Origin of the sequence: Streptomyces sp. T12, assembly GCF_028736035.1 — a bacterium.
Taxonomy (GTDB): Bacteria; Actinomycetota; Actinomycetes; order Streptomycetales; family Streptomycetaceae; genus Streptomyces.
In genome coordinates, this window is record NZ_CP117866.1 from 11,027,830 (window position 1) to 11,048,476 (window position 20,647).

15 protein-coding genes are annotated in these 20,647 nt (G+C 72.0%); 5 read left to right on the top strand and 10 right to left on the bottom strand.

Translation table 11 applies throughout. The annotated features are described in order from the left end of the window. Positions 1–119: 119 nt before the first annotated feature. The 5 genes from PBV52_RS49395 to PBV52_RS49415 all read right to left on the bottom strand — a co-directional run bounded on the left by PBV52_RS49395 (position 120) and on the right by PBV52_RS49415 (position 5,965). Complete coding sequence (locus tag PBV52_RS49395) at positions 120–1,151, bottom strand: polyprenyl synthetase family protein (RefSeq protein WP_274248739.1); 1,032 nt, start codon at positions 1,149–1,151, stop codon at positions 120–122. After that, a complete protein-coding gene (locus PBV52_RS49400) occupies positions 1,148–2,233 on the bottom strand; it encodes a tetratricopeptide repeat protein (protein WP_274248741.1) in 1,086 nt (361 codons plus the stop codon). Before PBV52_RS49400 ends, PBV52_RS49395 begins: the two co-directional genes overlap by 4 nt. A gap of 218 nt (positions 2,234–2,451) precedes the next feature. Next, on the bottom strand, positions 2,452–3,129 hold the full coding sequence (locus tag PBV52_RS49405) for an AIM24 family protein (RefSeq protein ID WP_274248743.1): 678 nt from the start codon (positions 3,127–3,129) through the stop codon (positions 2,452–2,454). A 65-nt stretch (positions 3,130–3,194) separates the two neighbouring features. After that, positions 3,195–4,616 (bottom strand): CAP domain-containing protein, encoded by a 1,422-nt coding sequence (locus tag PBV52_RS49410; RefSeq protein WP_274248744.1) that lies wholly within the window; start codon positions 4,614–4,616, stop codon positions 3,195–3,197. Between the two features lie 104 nt (positions 4,617–4,720). Beyond that, complete coding sequence (locus PBV52_RS49415) at positions 4,721–5,965, bottom strand: serine hydrolase (RefSeq protein WP_274248746.1); 1,245 nt, start codon at positions 5,963–5,965, stop codon at positions 4,721–4,723. A gap of 195 nt (positions 5,966–6,160) precedes the next feature. On the opposite strand from PBV52_RS49415, the gene PBV52_RS49420 reads away from it, so the two are divergent. From PBV52_RS49420 to PBV52_RS49435, 4 genes are read left to right on the top strand one after another with little or no spacing between them, the layout of a single operon-like run. Beyond that, positions 6,161–7,339: an ROK family transcriptional regulator gene (locus PBV52_RS49420; RefSeq protein ID WP_274248748.1), complete on the top strand. Its 1,179-nt coding sequence runs from the start codon at positions 6,161–6,163 to the stop codon at positions 7,337–7,339. A gap of 32 nt (positions 7,340–7,371) precedes the next feature. Then, positions 7,372–9,168 (top strand): carbohydrate-binding protein, encoded by a 1,797-nt coding sequence (locus PBV52_RS49425; protein ID WP_274248750.1) that lies wholly within the window; start codon positions 7,372–7,374, stop codon positions 9,166–9,168. A 41-nt stretch (positions 9,169–9,209) separates the two neighbouring features. Next, the gene (locus tag PBV52_RS49430) at positions 9,210–11,573 is read left to right on the top strand and encodes a glycoside hydrolase N-terminal domain-containing protein (RefSeq protein ID WP_274248752.1); all 2,364 of its coding nucleotides are present in this window, start codon (positions 9,210–9,212) and stop codon (positions 11,571–11,573) included. Positions 11,574–11,599: 26 nt separating this feature from the next. Then, positions 11,600–12,760 carry an SGNH/GDSL hydrolase family protein gene (locus PBV52_RS49435; protein ID WP_274249994.1) on the top strand — a complete coding sequence of 387 codons (1,161 nt, stop codon included), beginning with the start codon at positions 11,600–11,602 and terminating at the stop codon, positions 12,758–12,760. A 16-nt stretch (positions 12,761–12,776) separates the two neighbouring features. Here PBV52_RS49435 and PBV52_RS49440 read toward each other — a convergent pair whose 3' ends face one another. The 5 genes from PBV52_RS49440 to PBV52_RS49460 form a co-directional block, all read right to left on the bottom strand. Next, positions 12,777–15,719, bottom strand: coding sequence for an AAA family ATPase (locus PBV52_RS49440; RefSeq protein ID WP_274248754.1), 2,943 nt, complete (start codon positions 15,717–15,719; stop codon positions 12,777–12,779). 48 nt (positions 15,720–15,767) lie between these two features. After that, positions 15,768–16,121, bottom strand: a complete 354-nt coding sequence (locus tag PBV52_RS49445) for a UBP-type zinc finger domain-containing protein (RefSeq protein ID WP_274248756.1) — start codon at positions 16,119–16,121, stop codon at positions 15,768–15,770. Further along, positions 16,118–17,563 (bottom strand): ATP-binding protein, encoded by a 1,446-nt coding sequence (locus tag PBV52_RS49450; protein ID WP_274248758.1) that lies wholly within the window; start codon positions 17,561–17,563, stop codon positions 16,118–16,120. Before PBV52_RS49450 ends, PBV52_RS49445 begins: the two co-directional genes overlap by 4 nt. Continuing rightward, a complete protein-coding gene (locus PBV52_RS49455) occupies positions 17,560–19,236 on the bottom strand; it encodes an FAD-dependent oxidoreductase (RefSeq protein ID WP_274248760.1) in 1,677 nt (558 codons plus the stop codon). The genes PBV52_RS49450 and PBV52_RS49455 overlap by 4 nt, the downstream gene beginning before the upstream one ends. A gap of 119 nt (positions 19,237–19,355) precedes the next feature. Further along, entirely contained in the window at positions 19,356–19,712 is a 357-nt protein-coding gene (locus PBV52_RS49460; RefSeq protein WP_274248762.1) for a VOC family protein, read from the bottom strand. Between the two features lie 62 nt (positions 19,713–19,774). On the opposite strand from PBV52_RS49460, the gene PBV52_RS49465 reads away from it, so the two are divergent. Further along, positions 19,775–20,647: a universal stress protein gene (locus tag PBV52_RS49465; RefSeq protein WP_274248764.1), complete on the top strand. Its 873-nt coding sequence runs from the start codon at positions 19,775–19,777 to the stop codon at positions 20,645–20,647.

The window sequence follows — 20,647 nt, forward strand, 5'->3', positions numbered from 1 at the left end:
GGGGCGATGAGCCACGCCGCTTCGCACCCTGACGTGGCTGGTGACACCGGTCAACTCGGTTTCGCTGTGGGCGGCATGGCGGCGCGAAGTTCACCGCCGTCCGGCGGTGAACCGTGCTTTCACAGATCGCGCCGGACGAGGAAGTCGAGCAGCGCCCGCAGCTCCCCGGCGGCTCGCGCCTCCAGCGGTACATCGGCGAGAGCCGCCTCCACGGCGGTCACATGGCGCCGCGCCTGAGCCAGCGCGGCCGAGCGGCCCCCCGCCTCCTCGATCAGTGCGGCTGTCTCGGCGGGGTCGGCGGCCGACTCCAGGAGCGTGCTGAGACGACCGGCGGCGGGGGAGTCGAGCGCGGCCAGCACGGGGAACGTCTTCTTGCGCTCCCGCAGATCGCCGTACACCGGTTTGCCGGTGACGGCGGGGTCGCCCCAGATGCCCAGCAGATCGTCGACCACCTGGAAGGCGATGCCCAGATGCCGCCCGGCGCGGTCGAGCGCGGTGACGGTCGAGGGCGGCGCACCGCCGAGCAGAGCGCCCAGCGCGGCCGCACAGCCCAGCAGGGCGCCCGTCTTGTGCTCGGCCATCCTCCGGTACTCGTCCGGCCGCACCCGCTCCGGTCCCGTCCAGGGACGCGTGGCGAACAGCAGGTCGTCCGCCTGCCCGCGCACCAGGTCCTGCAACGCCACCGACAGCAGCCGTACGGCCTGCGGGCCCGCCGCTTCCACGGCGAGCGTCTCGACCGCGAGCGCGAACAGCGCGTCCCCGGCGAGAACCGCGGGCCCTGTGCCGTACGCCTTCCACACGGTGGGGCGGCGGCGCCTGGACGTGTCGCCGTCCATGATGTCGTCGTGCAGCAGGGAGAAGGCGTGCACCAGCTCCACCGCGACCGCCCCGGGCACCGCGACACGCCCGGGCGCACCGGCCGCCTCGGCCCCGAGAACCGCCAGCGCCTGCCGTATGCCCTTCCCGCCGGACGCTGCGGCCGGCGCGCCGCCCACCTCGCACCAGCCGAAGGAGTACGCGGCCATCTCACCGACCCACGGATGCGTCCGCCCCACCGCCTCCCGCAGTGCGGGCCGCACCAAGGCGCGGCAGCGGTCGAGGACTTGGCGGGCGTCTGCCGGCGCCTGTACCGCAGAGGGGAACGCCGTCACCGTACGGACACCGCCCCGGCGCCCGCCACGGCATGCTCGGCAGGGTTTTCCGCATCCGCCACGACACCGAACTCCTCCTGCGCCCGCGCCACCATCTCCCGCGCGTGCCGCAGTCCGATGCGCTCCAACACCCCTGCCAGCTCGGCCAGTTCGGCGGCGGTCTCAGCATGGTCGCGTCCCAGCCGGGCCCGCGACTTGGCCAGCCCCAGCCGGGACAGCGCCTCCCCGCGCGGCTCGCTCATGGCACGGAACTCCGCGAGCGCCTGCTCGTACAGGTCCCGGGCCTCGGCGTAACGCCCGGCGCGGTAGAGGACGTTGCCGCGCATCTTGTGGTTGTAGGCCAGCGCGCTGGAGAGCTTCATCGCACGGCAGGTCGTCTCCGCCTCGGACAGCAGGGCCAGCGCCCGCTCGGCGTCGCCGTCGCGCACCGAGACGATGTCCGCGAGTCCGCGCAGCGCCCAGGCGTGGCCACGCCGGTCGTCGGCACGCACGGCGATCTCGGCCGCCTCCTCGAACAGGGCGTACGCGGTGTCGTACGACCCGGTGTTGCGATGGATCTGGGCTATGCCCTCCAGTGCCCACACCGTGTGCCGCGCCTCGCCACGCCGCCGGGCCTCGGCCAGCAGCTGCTCGTGCAGCCGGTGGACGGCCTCGTAGTCGCCCTGGATCCGGCCGGTCTCGGCCAGGCCGGCCAGCGAGTAGCCGCGTACGACGATGTCGCCGCCGCGCTCGCCGAGGTCTGCCGCGAGTTGGAGCAGCCGCCGGGCCAGGGGGAACGCGCCGCGCTGCCGGGCCAGCGTGCCGCCGCTCCACAGGGCCCACGCCATCGCCGCGGTGTCGTCGGCCTCCCGGGCGGCGCGGTAGCTCGCCTTCCACGCCCGGTCCGCGTCCCCGACCTGCCCCAGCCGGCGATGCGCCTCGGCGACCGCGAGCCCCGAGCGCGCCGCCTCGCCGTGCCGCCCGGCCCGCTCCGCGGCCTGCAACTGCTCGGTGCCGGCGGCCAGTACGTCGGTCAGCGAGGAGTTGACGGACAGCGTGGTCAGGGCGCCCTGATACTCCGGGGCGAATGCCTTGCCGTACATGGATGCCTTTCGATCCGGTATACACAGCATCTATACGCACTGTGTATACATGAGGGGTATAGTGCGTCGGAAGTGAGCCCTGACCCAAAGGGCCAGGGCGTCATCCCAGGTCGGTCACCTGATGTTGTTCAGCTGTTGTCGATCAAGACGTCGGCGGGGCGGGCAGGGTTGCTCGTGAGGCGCAGATCACGTCGCGGGACCCTATGCCTCGGTGGGCCTCAGTGCTGCTGGGCCTTCTGCGGCGTCGCCTCGCTCGGCCGTACGACGACATGGCCCTGACCCTGCAGCATCAGCTGCACGGCCTCCCCGGAACCGCCGCGCAGCATCGAGCCGAGCGACTGCGAGCGGTGCAGCGAGGTCTGCAGTCCGGCGGTCCAGCCGACCACCGCGTCCGTGTCGACGTACACCGGGAACTGCGGCGAGACCGGTATGACCAGGGGGTTGCCCTCGCACACCAGGCCCAGCCGGCCCTGCCCCGTGAAGACGCTGTTGAACAGCCCCCCACCGGCGATGCCCGCGCCCTTCACCGTCGCGATCCGGTACGACAACGAGGCGTCGAAACACAGGACGTTGCGGCCGTTGACCGTGAACTCGTCGCCGGGGTCGACCTCGACGATGAAGCAGTTCTGCGCCTCGTGCGCGAACCAGGCCTCGCCCTGCCCGCGCACCGCCATCAGCGGCAGCCCCTCACCGGTCATGGCCCGCTTGAGCATGCCGCCCACGCCCTGGCCCTTGCGCTCGAACTGGAGGTTGCCGCGGTAGGCGATCATCGCGCCCTGGCGGGCGTGCATCTCGCCGTTCACCGCGTACTTGATGCATTTGGCGTTTTCGACCGTCATGCCCGGCACCGAGGCGGGCTGGACCATGTGCTCGCTGGAAAAGAGGTCACCCTTCATGCGGGCATCCTGTCCCGGACGGTCCCGTTCCGACCAGATCGCGGCATGCCGCTGTCCTGCGGCCGTCAGGCACCGAAGAGTTGCGTCCAGTACGTCCCCGCCGGTCCGCCGCCCGCGAAGCCGATCCCCAGGTGGGTGAAGTCGCGCTTGAGGATGTTGGCGCGGTGGCCCGGGCTGTTCATCCAGCCCTCCACGACCTCGGCGGGGGAGCGCTGGCCGCACGCTATGTTCTCGCCGATCGAACGCCGCGTGGAGCCCGCGGCGGCGGCCCGGTCCCAGGGCTGACCCCCTTCGGGCGAGGTGTGGGAGTAGAAGGCGCGGGCCGCCATGTCCGCGCTGTACGCCTGCGCGGCGGTGGTGAGCACGGGGTCGACGGACAGGGGGCGCAGCCCGGCCCCGGCCCGCTCCCGGTTGGTGAGCTCGACGACCTCGGCCGCCGTGCGGGACAGGTCGCCCGGCGTGAGCGGCCTGGCCCACAGCGCGGTCCAGTAGGTGTCGCCCGAGCGGCCGCCCGTGACATGCGCCAGGGCGGCGTGGGTGAAGGCCGGGTCGTGCAGGGTGCGGCGGGGGTGTTCGGTGCGCAGGCAGTACGCGACGAACTCGGCGGGTGTGCGGGGGCCGGAGACCAGGTGCTCGCCGACGGTGAGATACGCGTACCCGGCGGTGGTGATGCGCTGGTACACGGAGACACCGTCGCGGCCCTCGACGCCGAGCCGTCCTGCCGCGGCCATGGCGGAGGCGTGGGCCTGGGCGGCGGAGGCGAGGCGGGCGTCGAGGGTGACCGGCGGTGAACCTGCCTCGGCGCGGGCGGAGTTGACCAGGCCCAGGAAGCCGTCGCGATCCGGGAACGGGGCATGCGGGGTGGAGACGGCGGAGAGGGTCTGCATCGAGGGCCGTGCGGGAGGCACCGGGGGAGCGGTGGGCATGGGAGGAGCGGCGGGTGGGGGTGCGGGTGGTGCGACGGGCGACGGCGGGGCAGGTGCCGACGGGACCGGCGAGGGCGTCGCATCCTCGATGACGTCGACCCCGAAATCGCGCGCGAGCCCCGCCAGCCCGTCCGCGTACCCCTGCCCCAGGGCCCGCAGCTTCCAGCCGCCGCCACGACGGTAGATCTCCGCGAGCAGCAGCACGGTCTCCTGCCGCGGGCGCGGCGGGGCGAACCGGGCGATCGGGTGGCCGCCCGGGCCGGTGACCTGGAGCGTGGGGGAGGGCAGGCGGCCCAGGGGAGTGCCGGGGTCGGCGGGGCTGACGACCACCGTGACCCGGGTGGCCCCGGGGCGCAGTCGCAGTGGGTCGAGGGTCAGGGTGTCGCCGTGGAGCCGGGCACCCGGAGCGGACGGCTGGTTGTAGAACACGAAGTCGGCGTCGCCCCGGACCTTGCCGCTGTCGTCGGTGACGAGCGCGGACACGTCGAAGGGGCCGGTCACCCGGACGCTCACGCTGCCGCCCGGGAGGGGCAGATTGCCCCCGGGAACCAACTCGTTCATCGTGCCGTCCTGGTGGGTGCTTCGAGATCCGGTGGGGATGTCCGGAAAACGTCCCCGGGATCTCGTGGGTTCCCGCCGGCCGGGATGACGGTGTGCGCCCGCCCTCAGCTCGGGTTCACGCCCAGGGGGACCCCGGGCGCTACGTCCTCGTGCCGTTCGACGGGCGCGGAACCGCGCTGCGCCTTCGTCTGCTTGCCGCAGAACGCGGACTCCAGCGTGCCCAGCATGGAGTTGAGGACCGTGCCGTTGTTGGAGGTGTTGGCTACCGCGGCGAGGCTGCGCCTGCCGTCCTTGGACGCGAACGCATACGTGTAGTAGCCCTGGACGGCGCCCGTGTGGCCGTAGACGGAGACCCCGCACGACAGGTCGCGGCGCCGCAGCCCGAGCCCGTACGCCTGCGAGGTGCCCGACGGCACCCACCGCTCCATCTGGGCCAGTTGCGCCCCGGAGGTCAGCCGGCCGCCGAGCAGCGCCGACAGGAAGGTGTTGAGATCCCGCGTGCTGGAGATCATCGCGCCCGCACTCTGCGCCCAGGACACCGTCTGCTCGGTGGAGTCGACGAGCGCCGCTCCGGCCGCGTCCGGGGTGAGATAGCCGCGGGCGTGCCGGCCGGGGATCTTCGTGCCGGGGTGCACGTAGAAGGTGTCGCGCAGCTTCAGCGGGTCGATGATCCGGTCCTTGTACTCGGTCCCCACCCAGTGCCCGGTCAGTTTCTCGATGAGCATGCCGGCGACGACGAAGTTGGTGTTGGAGTAGGAGTACGCGCCACCGGGCTCGGTGGTGCGTGGCTTGCTCAGGGACCGGTTCACCAGTTGCCGGTAGGTGAACACCTTGGTGCGGACCGCCTCGAAGCCGGGAACCGTCCGCGCGAACATCTCGTTGGTGTAGTCGTGCAGGCCACTGCGGTGGCTCAGCACATGGCGCACGGTGATGCGGTCGTCGGGCAGCAGCCCCGGCAGATAGCGGTTGACCGGGGCGTCCAGCTTCAGCTTCTTCTCGTCGACCAGTTGCAGCAGGACGACGGCCGAGAAGACCTTGGTGACGCTGCCGATGCGGAACCGGTCGGCGTTGCTGATGGCCCGTCCGGACTTCCGATCGGCGACACCGACGGCCGCCCAGTGGATCGTGTCGCGGTCGTCGAGGCGTGCCATCGCGCCGGGTGCGCCCTGCCGCCGCACCGTGTTCAGGACGTTCCACACGCCCGTGACGTCCGGTTCGGCCAGTGCGCGCGCCGAGGCGTCGGCCGTGGTGGTGCCGGGTTCCCGCGTGGCGGCGTGTGCGGGAACCGCCAGGAGCGACACGAGGGCCGCCGCTGCCGCCGTACCTCGGACCACCGATGCTGAGACCATCCGGATTCCTCCCAATTCTGTCGATGTGCTGCTGATACGAGAACGATCACCTTCGTGCGGGGCAACGTTCTCGCATCCCGTCACATCGCCACAGACGACGCGCAGTTGGACGACAGCGGACCGCCGGGAGGGAGTCCTTCAGTGAATCCTGCTTCTTTTATTGACGGCGGAAAATAAGGGCTCTAGGTTCCGGGCATGACCTCGACCCGCCGTGCCGAGACGTTCCCGGCGAACACGCCGGCCGCCTCGCAGATCTTCACCACGGTCCTCTCCCACGGGCCGCTCACCCGCCTGGAGGTGGCCCGGCGGGCGGGACTGTCCCCGGCGGCCGTCACCAAGGCGGTACGGCCCCTCATCGAGGCCGGCTACCTGGTGGAGGACGCGGACGAGCCGGCCCGCCCCGCGCTCGGCCGCCCCGCCAACCCGGTGCGGGTCGACGGGGGACGGGCGCTGTTCATCGGCGTCAAGGTGACCGGCGACGAGATCATCGGCGTGCTCACCGACCTGTGCTGCCGCATCCGCGTCGCCCGCCACGCGCCGCTCGCGGACCGGGAACCGAAGGGCGTGCTGGCCTCGGTCGCCGAGCTGGCGGGCGAACTGCTCGCCGAGGCGGGCGACTTGGGCGTGCCGGTTCTCGGCCTCGGCATCGCCGTCTCCGGTGACGTCGACCGTGGCGCGGGCGTCGTCCGCTACTCACCGTTCCTGGAGTGGCGGGACGTGCCCCTCGCCGAACTCGCCGCCACGACCACCGGGTTGCCGGTCACCGTCGACAACGACGTACGGGCCCTCACCGTCGCCGAGCAGTGGTTCGGCGCCGGCGTGGGGCTGTCCGACTTCGCCGTGGTGACGGTCGGCGCCGGCATCGGCTGCGGGCTCGTGGTGCACGGCCGGGTGGTCGCCGGGGCACACGGTGTGGCCGGGGAGATCGGCCATGTGACCGTCGACCCGGCGGGCCCGCCCTGCCACTGCGGCAACCGCGGCTGCGTGGAGGCGATCGCGGGGGACGCCGCGATCGTCCGGCGGATCCGCGAGACCACGGGCGTCCAGGTCGCCGACGCCGCCGAGGCCGTGGAGTTGGCCCACCGAGGCAACGCCGGAGCGCGCGAGGCCTATGCGCGCGCGGGCGAGGCGATCGGCCGGGGCATCGCCACCGTGGCCAACCTGCTCGGCCCCGAGCGGGTGATCATCTCCGGTGAGGGCCTCGCCGCCCACGACCTGTTCGCCGAACAGATCCGCGACGCCTTCGCCGCGGCCGCGTTCGGCTCCGCCGCCCACTGCGACGTACAGACCCGCCCGCTGCCCTTCGACGAGTGGGCGCGGGGCGCCGCGGCCACCGCGATCCAGTCCTTCATCAGAGCCGACCAGCAGCAGTAGAGCCGCTGAAACCGCACCTGGAGGTACGACCCATGCGGTCATCCTCGTACTCCGTCATGCCCGCACGCACCCTGAGAGCGGTGGTGGTCCTGGCCCTCGCCGCCGGTGTGACCGCCGCCGTACCCGCCGCCCAGGCCGAGACCGCCGCACCGGCTCTCGCCGCCAAGCCCTACATGGGCTGGTCGAGCTGGAGCATGCAGTCCTCGAAGTATCCCGGCCTGAACCCGGACGGCGACTACAGCTACCTGACCGAGGCGAACGTCCTCAAGCAGGCCGGCGCCCTGGCCGCCAAGCTGAAGAAGTACGGCTACGAATACGTCAACATCGACGCCGGCTGGTGGCGCGACAAGGCATGGAAGCCCGGGTTCGACCGGTACGGACGCCAGCAGGCCGACCCGGTCCGCTTCCCCAGCGGCATGAAGGCCCTCGCCGACCGCATCCACGCCAAGGGCCTCAAGGCCGGCATCTATCTGCCGGTCGGCCTGGAGAAGGAGGCGTACGGCGACGGCAAGGTGCCCATCTGGAACGCCGACGGCTGTACCACCGCCGACATCGTCCACGACGACCTGCGCACGACCAACGGCTGGGACAGCGCGTACAAGCTCGACTTCTCCGACCCCTGCGCGCAGAAGTACGTCGACTCCCAGGCGAGCATGTTCGCCGACTGGGGCTACGACTTCCTCAAGCTCGACGGTGTCGGCCCCGGCTCCGGCAAGAACGGCGACCAGTACGACAACGTTGCCGACGTGGCCGCGTGGCAGAAGGCCATCGCCGCCACCGGCCGGCCCATCCACCTGGAACTGTCCTGGTCCCTCGACATCGGGCGCGTGGCCGACTGGAAGAAGCACTCCCAGGGCTGGCGCATCGACACCGACGTCGAGTGCTACTGCAACACCCTGGTCAGCTGGGAGAACTCCGTCGACGACCGCTGGGACGACGCCCCCGCCTGGACCCGGCACGCCGGCCCCGGCGGCTGGAACGACCTCGACTCCCTCGACGTCGGCAACGGCGAGATGGACGGCCTCACCAAGGCCGAGCGGCAGAGCTACGCCACCCTGTGGGCCATCGCCAAGTCCCCCCTCTACACCGGCGACGACCTCACCCGCCTCGACTCCTACGGCCTGTCCCTGCTGACCAACCGCGAGGTCATCGCCGTCAACCAGGGCGCCACCCCGCCCGCACGCCCCGTCACCCCCTCCGACCCCCAGCAGGTGTGGGCCGCGAAGAACCCCGACGGCACCTACACCGTCGCCCTGTTCAACCTCGCCGACGCCCCCGCCGCCGTCACCGCCCACTGGGCGTCCCTCGGCTTCACCGGCAAGGCCGCGGTACGCGACCTGTGGAACCACGAGAACCTCGGCAGCTACACGAACAAGATCACCCAGGCCCTGCCCGCCCACGGCTCCCGCCTCTTCACCGTCACGCCGCGCGGCAGCGCGCTCACCACGACCGCCTATGAAGCCGAGTCCCCGGCGAACACCCTCGGCGGCAACGCCTCCGTCGCCGACTGCTCGGCCTGCTCCGACGGCCGCAAGGTGGGCAACCTCTACCTCGGCGGCACGCTCCGCTTCAACGACGTCGTCGTGGACAAGCCCGGCACCTACCTGATCAAGGTGGCCTACGTCAGCGGTGACCCCCGGTCGGTCGGCATCTCCGCGAACGGCGGCGGCGCCACCCGGCACAAGTTCCCCTCCACCGGCGACTGGGGGACCGCCGAGACGGTCAGTGTGCCCGTGACGCTCAAGGCGGGTGCCAACACGGTCACCTTCGACAGCGGCGCCGGCTACGCCCCGGACATCGACCGGATCGACGTACCGAAGTCGTCCTGAACGCACCCCGGGCGCCCGCCCACGACTGCCAGGAGCCCGCCATGGACACCGCCCCGTCCGACCGCCTGCCCAGACGCAGCCTGCTCGCCCTCGCCGCGGCGACCGGAGCCCTCACCACGCTGCCCGCCTTCACCGCGTCGGCCGCACCGCAACGCCCCACCGACTCGCCGCTGAGCGAGGGCAGTTCACGCCACCAGCTGTGGTGGCAGGCCCCCGCCGACGAGCACTCCATGATCGAGCAGGGCCTGCCGGTCGGCAACGGCCGCCTCGGCGCCCTCGTCGGCAACGACCCCGGCCGCGAACTCCTCCTGATCACCGACGCCACGATGTGGACCGGCGGCCGCAACGACACCCTCGACGCCGACGGCCAGTTCCCCTACGGCCGTGACGACTTCGGCTCCTTCACCCTCCTCGCCCGCCTCTCCGTCGACATCCCTGACCACGACCTGTCCGCCGTCAACGGCTACCGCCGCACCCTCGACCTGGCACAGGGGCTGGTGACCACGTCGTACACGCGCTCCGCAGTGACGTACCGCAGGCGGATCTTCGCCAGTCGACCCGACGACGTGATCGTCCTGCACTTCACGCAGAGCGGCGGCGGCTGCTACACCGGCACCGTCGTGCTGGAGGGCACGCACGGTGAGGGCGCCGGGGTGTCTTTCGGCACGGCATTCCCGAACGGCCTGCGCTACGGGGCCGCCGTCACCGCGTACGGCACGGGCGGCCGGGTCACCGTCAGCGGCTCGCGGATCGATTTCGCCGGGTGCCGGGAGCTGACTGTGGTCGTGAGCGGCGGCACCGACTACGCGCCGGACGCGGCCCAGGACTACCGCGATCCGTCCCTCGACCCGCACAAGCTGGCCCGCACCAAGGTGCGCGATGCCGCCACCCACGCCGTCGACACCCTGCTGCGCACCCATGTCGCCGACTACCAGGACCTGTACGGGCGCATGGACCTCGCGCTCGGCACGTCGTCCGCCGAGCAGCGCTCGCTGGACACCTGGGAACGGCTCCGGGCGCGGGCCCGGGACGGCGCACCCGACCCCGAACTCGAAGCCGCCTACGTGCACTTCGGCCGCTACCTGATGATCTCCGGTTCACGCGGGAGCCTGCCCCTCGCCCTGCAAGGGCTGTGGCTCGACGGCAACGACCCGGACTGGATGGGCGACTACCACACCGACATCAACATCCAGATGAACTACTGGATGGCCGACCGCACGGGCCTGTCGCCGTGCTTCGACGCCCTCACCGACTACTGCCTCGCCCAGCTCCCGTCCTGGACCGACCTCACCCGCCGACTGTTCAGCGACCCCCGCAACCGCTACCGCAACTCCACCGGCAGGAACGCCGGCTGGACCGTCGCCATCTCCACCAACCCCCACGGCGGAGGCGGCTGGTGGTGGCACCCGGCGGGCAACGCCTGGCTGTGCGCGACCTTGTGGGAGCACTACGAGTACACCCGGTCACGGGAACTCCTGGCCAGGATCTACCCGTTGCTCAAGGGGGCCTGCGAGTTCTGGGAGGCCAGACTGCTCACCACCACCCTCCCCGGCACCACACAGGAGGTGTTGATCGCCGACAGCGACTGGTCGCCCGAGCACGGCCCGCTCGACGCCAAGGGCATCACCTACGCTCAGGAACTGGTGTGGGCGCTGTTCGGGAACTACTGCACCGCTGCGGCCGAGCTGCGGACGGACATGGACTACGCGGATACGATCGCCTCACTGCGCAGAAAGCTCTACCTGCCACAGGTCAGCCCGAGCACCGGCTGGCTGGAGGAGTGGATGTCCCCCGACAACCTCGGCGAGACCACGCACCGGCACCTGTCCCCGCTCGTCGGCCTGTTCCCCGGCGACCGGATCCGCCCCGACGGCTCCACCCCGGCCCACCTCGTGGCCGGCGCCACCGCCCTGCTCACCGCGCGCGGCACGGAGAGCTTCGGCTGGGCCAACGCCTGGCGCGGCCTGTGCTGGGCCCGCCTGAAGGACGCGGAGAAGGCCTACCAGCTGGTCGTGAACAACCTCCGCCCGTCGACCGGCGGCAGCAACGGCACGGCACCCAACCTCTTCGACATCTACGAGGTGGAACGCGGCCGGGGCATCTTCCAGATCGACGCCAACTTCGGCACTGCGGCCGCGGTGGTGGAGATGCTGCTGTACTCCCGGCCGGGGCACATCGAACTCCTCCCGGCGCTTCCCGACGCCTGGGCAGGCTCGGGCTTCGTCCGGGGCGTGGCCGCGCGGGGCGGCTTCGAGGCGGACCTGCGCTGGCACGACGGGAGACCGACCGAGGTCCGGATCCACAGCGTCGGCGGCCGCACCACGACGGTCGCGTACGGCGGTGTGTCGCGCACGGTCACCCTGCGGCCCGGCGCCTCCGTCACGTTGAAGGACTTCGCCCGGTGAGGGCCGAACTACCAATCGCCGTCATCCTGTTGACGCTCGTCGCCTGCCAGTCCCCGCCCGCCGAGGCGACCGGCGACCCCAGCGGCGTCGTCACCTGGGCGGCGAGCGCCGACCGGATGGGCGACGGTGTCGCCGGCCGCGGCTACCGGCTCGTCGTCCACACCAGCGCGGGCGGAACCGACCTGCGGATCCGGCTCTCCAACGCCTTCGGGGACCGGCCGCTGACCTTCGACAGCGTCTACGCGGGCATCCAGGAACAGGGCGCCGAACTGCGGCCCGGCAGCAACCGGCGCCTGACTTTCGGCGGTGCGCGCACGGTCACCGTGCCGGCCGGCGGCACCGTGTGGAGCGACCCGCTGCCCGGCAGGCTGCCCGCCGCGACCAACCTCGCCGTGAGCCTGCACAGCCCGGACGCGGGCGGCCCGGCCAGCGGCCACTGGATGGCCCTGCAGTCGTCGTACGCCACCCAGGGCGACCACACCGCCGAGGAGAGCGGCGCCGCCTGGACCATCCCGACCGGCTCCTGGTTCTACCTCGACGCCGTCTCCGTACGCGCCCCCGCGGGCACCGGAGCGGTGGTCGCCCTCGGCGACTCCATCACCGACGGCTGGCAGTCCACCGCCGACCTGAACCGCCGATGGCCCGACTACCTGGCCCGCCGCCTGCAACGCGCGGACACGGCGGTGAAGGGCGTGGCCAACGAAGGAATGTCCGGGAACAAGGTCCTCGCGGACAACCCCGGCCAGAGCGGGCTGAACCGGCTGGAGCGGGATGTCCTGTCCCAGCCGGGGGTGCGGACCGTGTTCCTGTTCCAGGGCGTCAACGACATCAAGGCCCATACGGGTGTCACGGCCGCGGACCTGATCGACGGCTACCGCGAGATCGTCGACCGGGCCCGCGCGGCCGGCAAGTGCGTCGTCGGCGCGACCGTCGGCCCCTTCAAGGGCTGGCACGAATGGGACCCGGCCGCCGAGGCCGTGCGCCAGGAGGTCAACGCCTTCATCCGCACCAGCGGCGAGTTCGACGCCGTCACCGACTTCGACCGCATCCTGCGCAGCCCCTACGACCCCGCACGGATGCTTCCGGCCCTCGACGGCGGCGACCACATCCACCCCAACGACAAGGGGATGCAGGCGATGGCCGACGCCGTCGACCTGACCGCCCTCGACTGCGACACCACCGGCTGACGGCCACGACGGGAAGTCAGCCGACCGTCTCCTCGCGGGTGATCAAACCCTGCCGATAGGCGATCGCCACCGCCTCCGTGCGGCTCGCGGCGCCCAGCTTGGCGAGGATGTTGGAGACGTGGACGCTCGCCGTCTTGCCGGTGATGTACAGCTCCTCGCCGATCTGCCGGTTGCTGCGGCCGAGGGCGAGCAGGAGCAGGACCTCCTGCTCGCGGGCCGTGAGCGGCGAGGAGCGGTCGGTGGAGGTTTCCGCGAGGCGGCCGCGGCGGATCAAGGCGTCCAGTCGCTCCAGCAGAAGCGTAGCGCCGAGCCGGGCCGCCGTGTCCCGGGCCGCCCGGGCCTCGGTGGCCGCCGCCTCGCGGTCGTCCGCCGCCAACAGGGCCTCGGCGTGGCGCAGTCGGCACCGCGCCCGCTCGTACTCGTCGCCGTAGTCGGAGGCGGCCACCGCCTTCGCCCACGCCCGCACGTCCGGCCCGGACACCGCCCGCGCCCACTCCGCCTCCGCGCGGGCCAGCCACGCCATGCCTTCCGGGCCCTGTGGCGTGCCGCTCTCGCCGTGCACGGCCGCCGTCCGGGCCAGTTCGACCAGTTCGGTCGCCGTCCCCGCCCAGCGGCGCACCTCCGCCTCGTCGCCGGTCAGGCGCAGCGCGGCGGCACGGTCGGCGACCGCGGCCAGCGCGAGGGCGGCGAGCCGGACCGTGGAGTCGGGCAGCTTGCCCGCCTCGTCGGTGAGAGCCGCGACCGTGGACCGCATCCGCTCCACCGCCTCCTCCGCGTCACCGCGCAGCGCGGCGGCGTCGGTGAGCGCGATGCCCGCGACGAGCGTGCCCATCCAGTCGAAGGGCCCCTCCAGCAGGGCGCGAGCCTGCTCGGCGGCCGCGAGGTCGCCGCGAGCGAGAGCGACGTACAGCGCCGGACCGGCCGCATATCCGCCCGTCGCGGGCAGCACCTCGGTGTCGGCCGCGGCAGCGCTCACGCACTCGTCCCAGCGGCCCAGCGTGTACAGCACCAGCAGTTGCAGATACCGCATCGCCAGCGGATACGACGAGGACAGCAACCCGGCACGCCGGGCCCGGTCCAGCCCCTCCGTCAGCCAGGCCAGACACTCCTGAAGGTCACCGGACTCGAAGCAGCCGATGGCGAGGTTGAACAGCGCGCGCATCTCCACCGGCGCGTTGCCCGCACGCCGCGCCAACTCCCGGGCCTGGCGCATCCGCTCCCGGCCCTCCGGCGTGCCGCGGCTGCCGCCTTCGAGTCCGGTCAGAGAGATGAGCAGGTCGGCCTGGGCATCCGTCACCTGCAATTTCTCGGCCGTGCGCAGGGCCTCGCGGCCGACCCGCAGCGCGGTCTCGTTCTCCCCGACCTGGCGTGCCGCCATGACATGCGTGGCCGCCGCCCACGTCCACGTGCGCGACGGAGGCTCGGCGGGGATCAGAGCGAGCGCCTCGCTGCTGTATGCGAAGGCCGCCGTCAGGCTGTCGACGCTGAGCAGATTGCCGGCGAGCGTGTAGCGGACCCGGGCGGCGAGCTCGGTGTCCGTGTCCTGGCCGACGCCGGCGAGCGCGGAGCGGGTGAGGGTGACCGCGCGGTGCGACTCCCCGGCGTGCGCGGCCGCCGCCGACGCGCGCAGCGTGAGCGTCACACGGTCGTTTCCCTCGCCCGAGGGCCGCGCCGACGGCTCCACCGACGACCACAGGTCCAGGGCGGCCTCCAGATGCCGTAGCTCTTCGGCGGGAGCGCCGACCCGGTGCGCGTGGTCGGCGGCCTCCAGCGAGGCGGCCAGCGCCTCGGCCAGGTCGTGGCTCTCGCGGTAGTGGTGGGCGCGCTCCGCCGCCGTCTCGGCGGGTCGGCCGCGTCCGGTGAGCAGCCGGGCGAACGCGCCGTGCAGCCGGGCCCGTTCACCGGGCAGCAGATCGGCGTACACCGCCTCCCGCGCGAGCGCGTGCCGGAACGCGTACGTGTCGCCGTCGCCGGCCACGAGCAACTGCCGCCCGATCGCCTCCCGCAGGGCCGCCTCCAGCTCCTCCTCCGGGATGCCCACGGCGCCCCGCAGCAGCTCGTGTTCGACACGGCGCCCCGCGACGGCGGCCGTACGCAGCACCTGCTGGGCGGTGTCGGACAGCTGCTCGAACCGGATGAGGAGAACGTCGGCCAGCCCGCTGGGCACCCCGCCGACCTCCGTGTCGGTCGCCGCGACCAGCTCCTCGGCGTAAAAAGCGTTGCCCTCGGCCCGCTCGACGATCCGCCGGACCGTGCCGTCCGACAGCGGCCGCTCCTGCACGGCCCGCACCAGACGCGTCACCTCGGCGTCGGCCAACGGCCGCAGTTCGAGCCGCTCGACGGCGGGCAGCCGCACCAACTCGGCCAGCAGCGGCCGCAGCGGATGACGTCGATGCAGATCATCCGCGCGGTACGAGGCCAACACGGCAAGCCGATGCGCGGGCGCACCCCCCGTCGGCCGTTGCAAGATCCCCCGGCTCAACAGGAACCGCAGCAGATCCCTGGACGACTGGTCGGCCCAGTGCAGATCCTCCAGCACGAGCAGCACGGGCGCGACGTCCGCCAGATCGGCGAGCAGCCCCGCGATGCCCTCGAACAACCGCAGCCGGTCCCTCACGGCGTCCGTCCCGCCGCCCAGCAGCCCTTCGACCACGGGATGCGCGGTGAGGACCTGCGCGAACCGCTCCTCAGCGGCGAGGACTCCCAGCACCTCGGTGAACGGCAGATACGGCAGCCCGACGTCGCCGAGATCGACACAGTGCCCGGCCAGGACGATCATTCTGTCCGCAGCGGCGCGCCCCGCGACCTCGTCCAGCACCCGGGTCTTGCCCACCCCGGCATCCCCGGCGATCAAGACGGCCCGGCTCTCACCGCTTCGGGCCCGCTCCAGCACACCGGAGAGCCGGTCAAGCTCGTCTTCCCGCCCGATCAACGGCGTGCTGAATGAGGTCTGCGACACGCACACATCCTGTCACTCACCACTGACAGCGCCTGTGCCGACCTGTTCTCAGGCACGCAAGGTCTTCGCCCAATCATCCGGCACCCGCCCCGCAGGCCCCGGCGCAGGCTGCTCAGCCGGATGACTCACCGGCGGAGTCAGCTCAGGCCCCGACTCGTACAACTCGTCCGTCTCGTAGTTCCAGTACCAGTTCTCACCCGGCTCGAAGCTCTGCACGAAGGGGTGCCCGGTGTCCCGGAAATGCCCCGTCGCATGCTTCGCGGGCGAACTGTCACAACACCCCACATGCCCGCACTGCGCACACCGCCGCAGATGGAACCACCACCCCCCGACCGCATCGCACTCGGCACACCCGCTCCCGCTCGGCGGAACGCTCGGGTCGATTCCGTTGTCGCTGCTCATGCGGACTCCTCCTCGGCCGATGTGAGCGGCAGCAGCACCTGGAAGCGGGTGTCACCCGGCTGCGACTCCACCTGGAGGCTGCCGTGGTGCTTGTTGACCACGATCCGCCAGGAGATGTCGAGGCCGAGCCCGGTTCCCTCACCCACCGGCTTCGTCGTGAAGAAGGGATCGAAGATCCGCCCCCGGTGCTCCGGCGGAATCCCGACCCCCGTATCGCGGAACTCCACCAGCAGCCGGTCGTGATCCGGTGCCGTCCGCACGGTCAACGTCCCTTCCCCGCCGGCGCTCTCGATCGCCGCGACCGCGTTGTCGATCAGGTTCGTCCACACCTGGTTGAGCTCCGCCGGGTACGCCGGGATCTTCGGCAGCGTACGGTCGTACTCCTTGACGACCTTGATCTGCCGGCCGATCTTGCCCGACAGCATCAGCAGGGTGCTGTCGAGGAGTTCGTGCACGTCGGCGTTCTGGAAGGGCGCGCGGTCGAGCTGGGAGTACTGCTTGGCGGCGTCGACGAGGTGCGAGATGCGGTTGGTGGAGTCGTTGATCTCGTCCATCAACAGCTCGGTCTCGACGGTGTAGTTGAGCCATCCGATCGCGCTCGGCAGGATCTCCTCGTCCACGGCCGCCGCGATCTGGTCCAGCCAGTCCGCGTCCAGACCGGCCTGCACGAAGGTGGGCGCGATCCGCCAGCCCTCCGCGATGCCGTGGTCGTCCAGCCAGTCGGTGAGTTCGTCCTCCCGGTCCGAGGCCTCCAAGGGGCTCAACGTGGGTGCCTTGGCGACGCGTTCGGCCGTGCGCTCCTGGATGTCGATGAGGTTCGCCATGACCTCGGGGGAGTAGGAGCCCTGCGCGATGATGGCGAGCTTGTGCCGCATCTTCGCCACCCGCTCGCGCAGCGTCGCGGTCGCTCGTACGGCCGCCGCCGCGGGGTTGTTGAGCTCGTGTGTGAGCCCGGCGGACAACGAGCCGAGCGCCAGCAGCCGTTCGCGTTGGTTGATGGCCGACTGGGTGCTCTTCTGGCCGAAGAAGAGGCCTTCGAGCAGATGCAGGGCCATCGGGAACCACTCCTGGATCACGGCCGCGAAGGTCTCGGCGGGCAGCACGAAGAAGCGCGTCGGCTCCGTGACCCGCATCGAGCTGTTGTAGACCTGCGGCACGCGGTCCCCGAGGTAGGCCTGCCAGGCCCCGGAGTACACCCCGCGCTGGGAGGTCCGGGTGACCTCCACGTCGTCCCCGCCGACCCGCCGGGACAGCACGACGGTGCCCTCGACCATGACGTAGAAGCAGGTCGCGGGATCACCCTCGGCGTACACGGGACCGGGCTGGAACAGCTCCACCCGCCCCTCGCTGCACAGCCTGCCGAGCTGCTCCGGGGTGAGCTTCTCGAACAGGAACAGCGCCCCGATCTCCCCCGGATTGCACGGCATCGACTGCCCGCTCATGACTGCTCCAGATAGCGGTGGACGAGCATCACGGCCATGGCTCCCTCTCCGACGGCGGACGCCACGCGCTTGGCGGACTCGGCGCGCGCGTCGCCCGCCACGAACACGCCCGGGACGTTCGTCTCCAGGTGGTACGGCGGCCGGTCCAGCTCCCAGCCGGCCGGCGGCCGCCCGTCCGACGTCAGGTCGGGCCCGGCCAGGATGAAGCCGCGCTCGTCCCGCAGCACCGTCTCGCCCAGCCAGTCGGTCAGCGGGGCCGCGCCGATGAACACGAACATCCACTGCGCATCGACGAGTTCCGTCCGCCCGCTCTCCACGTCGCGCAGCGTCAGCTGCTCCAGGTGGTCGGAGCCGTGTGCGGACTCGACGACCGTGCCGGTGCGCACCGAGATGTTCGGCGCCTCGTCGATCTGCTGGATCAGGTAGTGCGACATGGACGCCGACAGCGACGAACCACGCACCAGCAGCGTCACCGACTTGGCGCCCCGCGACAGATACATCGCCGCCTGCCCGGCGGAGTTGGCGCCGCCGACGATGTACACGTCCTGGCCCTGGCAGGACGGTGCCTCCGTCAGCGCCGACCCGTAGAACACCCCGCAGCCGGTCAGGTCCTCGCAGCCGGGCGCCGCCAGCTGCCGGTACGACACGCCGGTCGCCAGGATCACGCTGTGCGCGGCGACCGCCGAGCCGTCCGAGAACCGTACGATCCGGGCGGCGCCGCTGACCTCCAGTGCCGTCACCTCGCGCGCGGTGAGGATCTCGGCGCCGAACTTCGCCGCCTGCCGCCGGGCCCGGTCGGTGAGCTGCGCCCCCGACACGCCGTCCGGGAAGCCGAGGTAGTTCTCGATCCGGGAGCTCTGCCCGGCCTGCCCACCGGTGGCCGACCGCTCCACCAGCACGGTCCGCAGGCCCTCCGAGGCCCCGTACACGGCCGCGCCGAGCCCGGCGGGTCCGCCGCCGATGACGACGAGGTCGTAGAAGTCGGCCGTCGGCATTGTGGCCAGCCCGACCTGCGCCGCCAGCTCGGGGGCCTCCGGGGCGACCAGCGGCGTCCCGTCCGGCGTGATCACCAACGGCAGCCGCTGCCCGTCCTGCCCGGCCGCGGCCAGCAGCCGCTGCCCCTCCGGCTCATCGGCGGAGTACCAGCGGTACGGCACCTGGTTGCGGGCCAGGAACTCCCGTACCTCCGAGGAGCGCGCCGACCACCGGTGCCCGACCACCTTGGTGCTGGGCACCGGCCGGTAGTCGCTGCGCCGCCACGCCTCCAACAGGTCGTCCAGGACCGGGTAGAGCTTCTCCTCGGGCGGATCCCACGGCTTGAGCAGGTAGTGATCAAGGTCGACGACGTTGATCGCGTCGATCGCCGCGTTCGTGTCCGCGTACGCGGTCAACAGCACCCGCCGCGCCCCCGGGTACACGTCCAGGGCCTGTTCGAGGAACTCGATGCCGTTCATCTGCGGCATGCGGTAGTCGGCCAGGATCACGGCCACGAGATCACCGCGCAGCTTCAGTTCCCGCAACGCCTCCATCGCGGACTCGCCGGACTCCGCCCGCACGATCCGGTGCGACGCACCGTAGCGCCGTCGCAGATCACGGGCGACCGCCCGGGACACCCCCGGATCGTCATCCACGGTCAGAATGACGGTCCGCGCTGCGTCGGCGGCCTGTGCCATACGTCTCCCACCCCGGGATCGGAACCAGGGCACGGCGTCTGGACGACCGCCGCGCCGACTCCGGCCCATCGTATGTTCGATCCGCCCGCTTCGCTCGGGTAGGCGGGAGACGGAGGTTTTCAGCCGCGCCGCGCGGCCAGCACGCAGAACTCGTTGCCCTCGGGATCCGCCAGCGTGACCCACGGCTCCTCGCCGGTCTGACCGACGTCCGCGTGGCGTGCGCCGAGCGCGAGCAGGCGGGTGACCTCCGCGTCCTGGTCTTCGGGACGGAAGTCGAGGTGGAGGCGGTTCTTGACGGTCTTGCCCTCCGGTACCGGGGCGAAGAGCAGGCCCGGCAGGCGGTCGTGCTCCGGCCGGATCTCGTACTCCTCGGCCGAGTCGTTCACCACGACCCAGCCGAGCGCCTCGGCCCACCAACGCCCCAGGGCAGCCGGGTCGGCCGCGTCCACGTTCACTTGTTCCCATTCCAAGGCCATGGGCGCAGCGTAGTGAAGACTGGGCCCGAAGAACGTGACCACGACACGAGGAGGCATCCGGCATGACGCGCCCGATCACGGCAGGGGTGGACGGATCGGAGGAGAGCCTCGCCGCGCTGGCCTGGGCGGCGCGGGAGGCGGTGCGGCGGGGGCTCGCGCTGCGGGTGGTGCACGCCTGGCGGTTCCAGCCGCACGACGCGATCGACGTGGGGGACCCGGACACTCAGGCGCAGTGGGTGCGGGAGGGGCTGGCGGAGGCCGCCCGTACCGTCACCGGACGGCATCCGGGCCTTGAGGTGACCACGGACGTCCTCGACGGCGGGCCCGCCGAGACGCTAGTCGCCGCGGCGGCGCAAGCCGAGATGCTGGTGCTGGGATCGCGGGGCCACGGCGCGGTCGTCGGGTTCCTGCTGGGCTCCGTCGGACAGCAGGTGATCGCCGAGGCCAAGGTTCCGGTCGTACTCGTACGGGCCGAGGACCAGGCGTCCGCCGAGGCCGCCGGACGCGAGATCGTCGTGGGCCAGCAGGGCGACCCCGAAGACAGCGCCGCCGCGCTGCGGTTCGCGTTCGAGACGGCCGCGGCGCGCGGCGCGACCGTGCGCGCCGTACGGGCCTGGACCCTGCCGCCGCTGTTCGCCTACAGCCCGGCCTCCCTCAAGCTCCTCGACGAGGCCGGGGGCCTGGAGCCGTACGAGAAGAAGGCGCTGGGCGAGGCGCTGCGGCCGTGGCGGGAGCGCTTCCCGGACGTCCATGTCGTCGAGCACGTGGAGATGGGCAGCGCCAGCCAGGTGCTGCTGTCGGTCGCCGGACGGATCCAGCTGATGGTCGTCGGGCGGCGCGCCCACCGTACTGCCGTGGGAGCCCGGATCGGGTCGGTCGCACATGGCGTGCTGCACCACGCGGACTGCCCGGTCGCGGTCGTGCCGCACGACTGA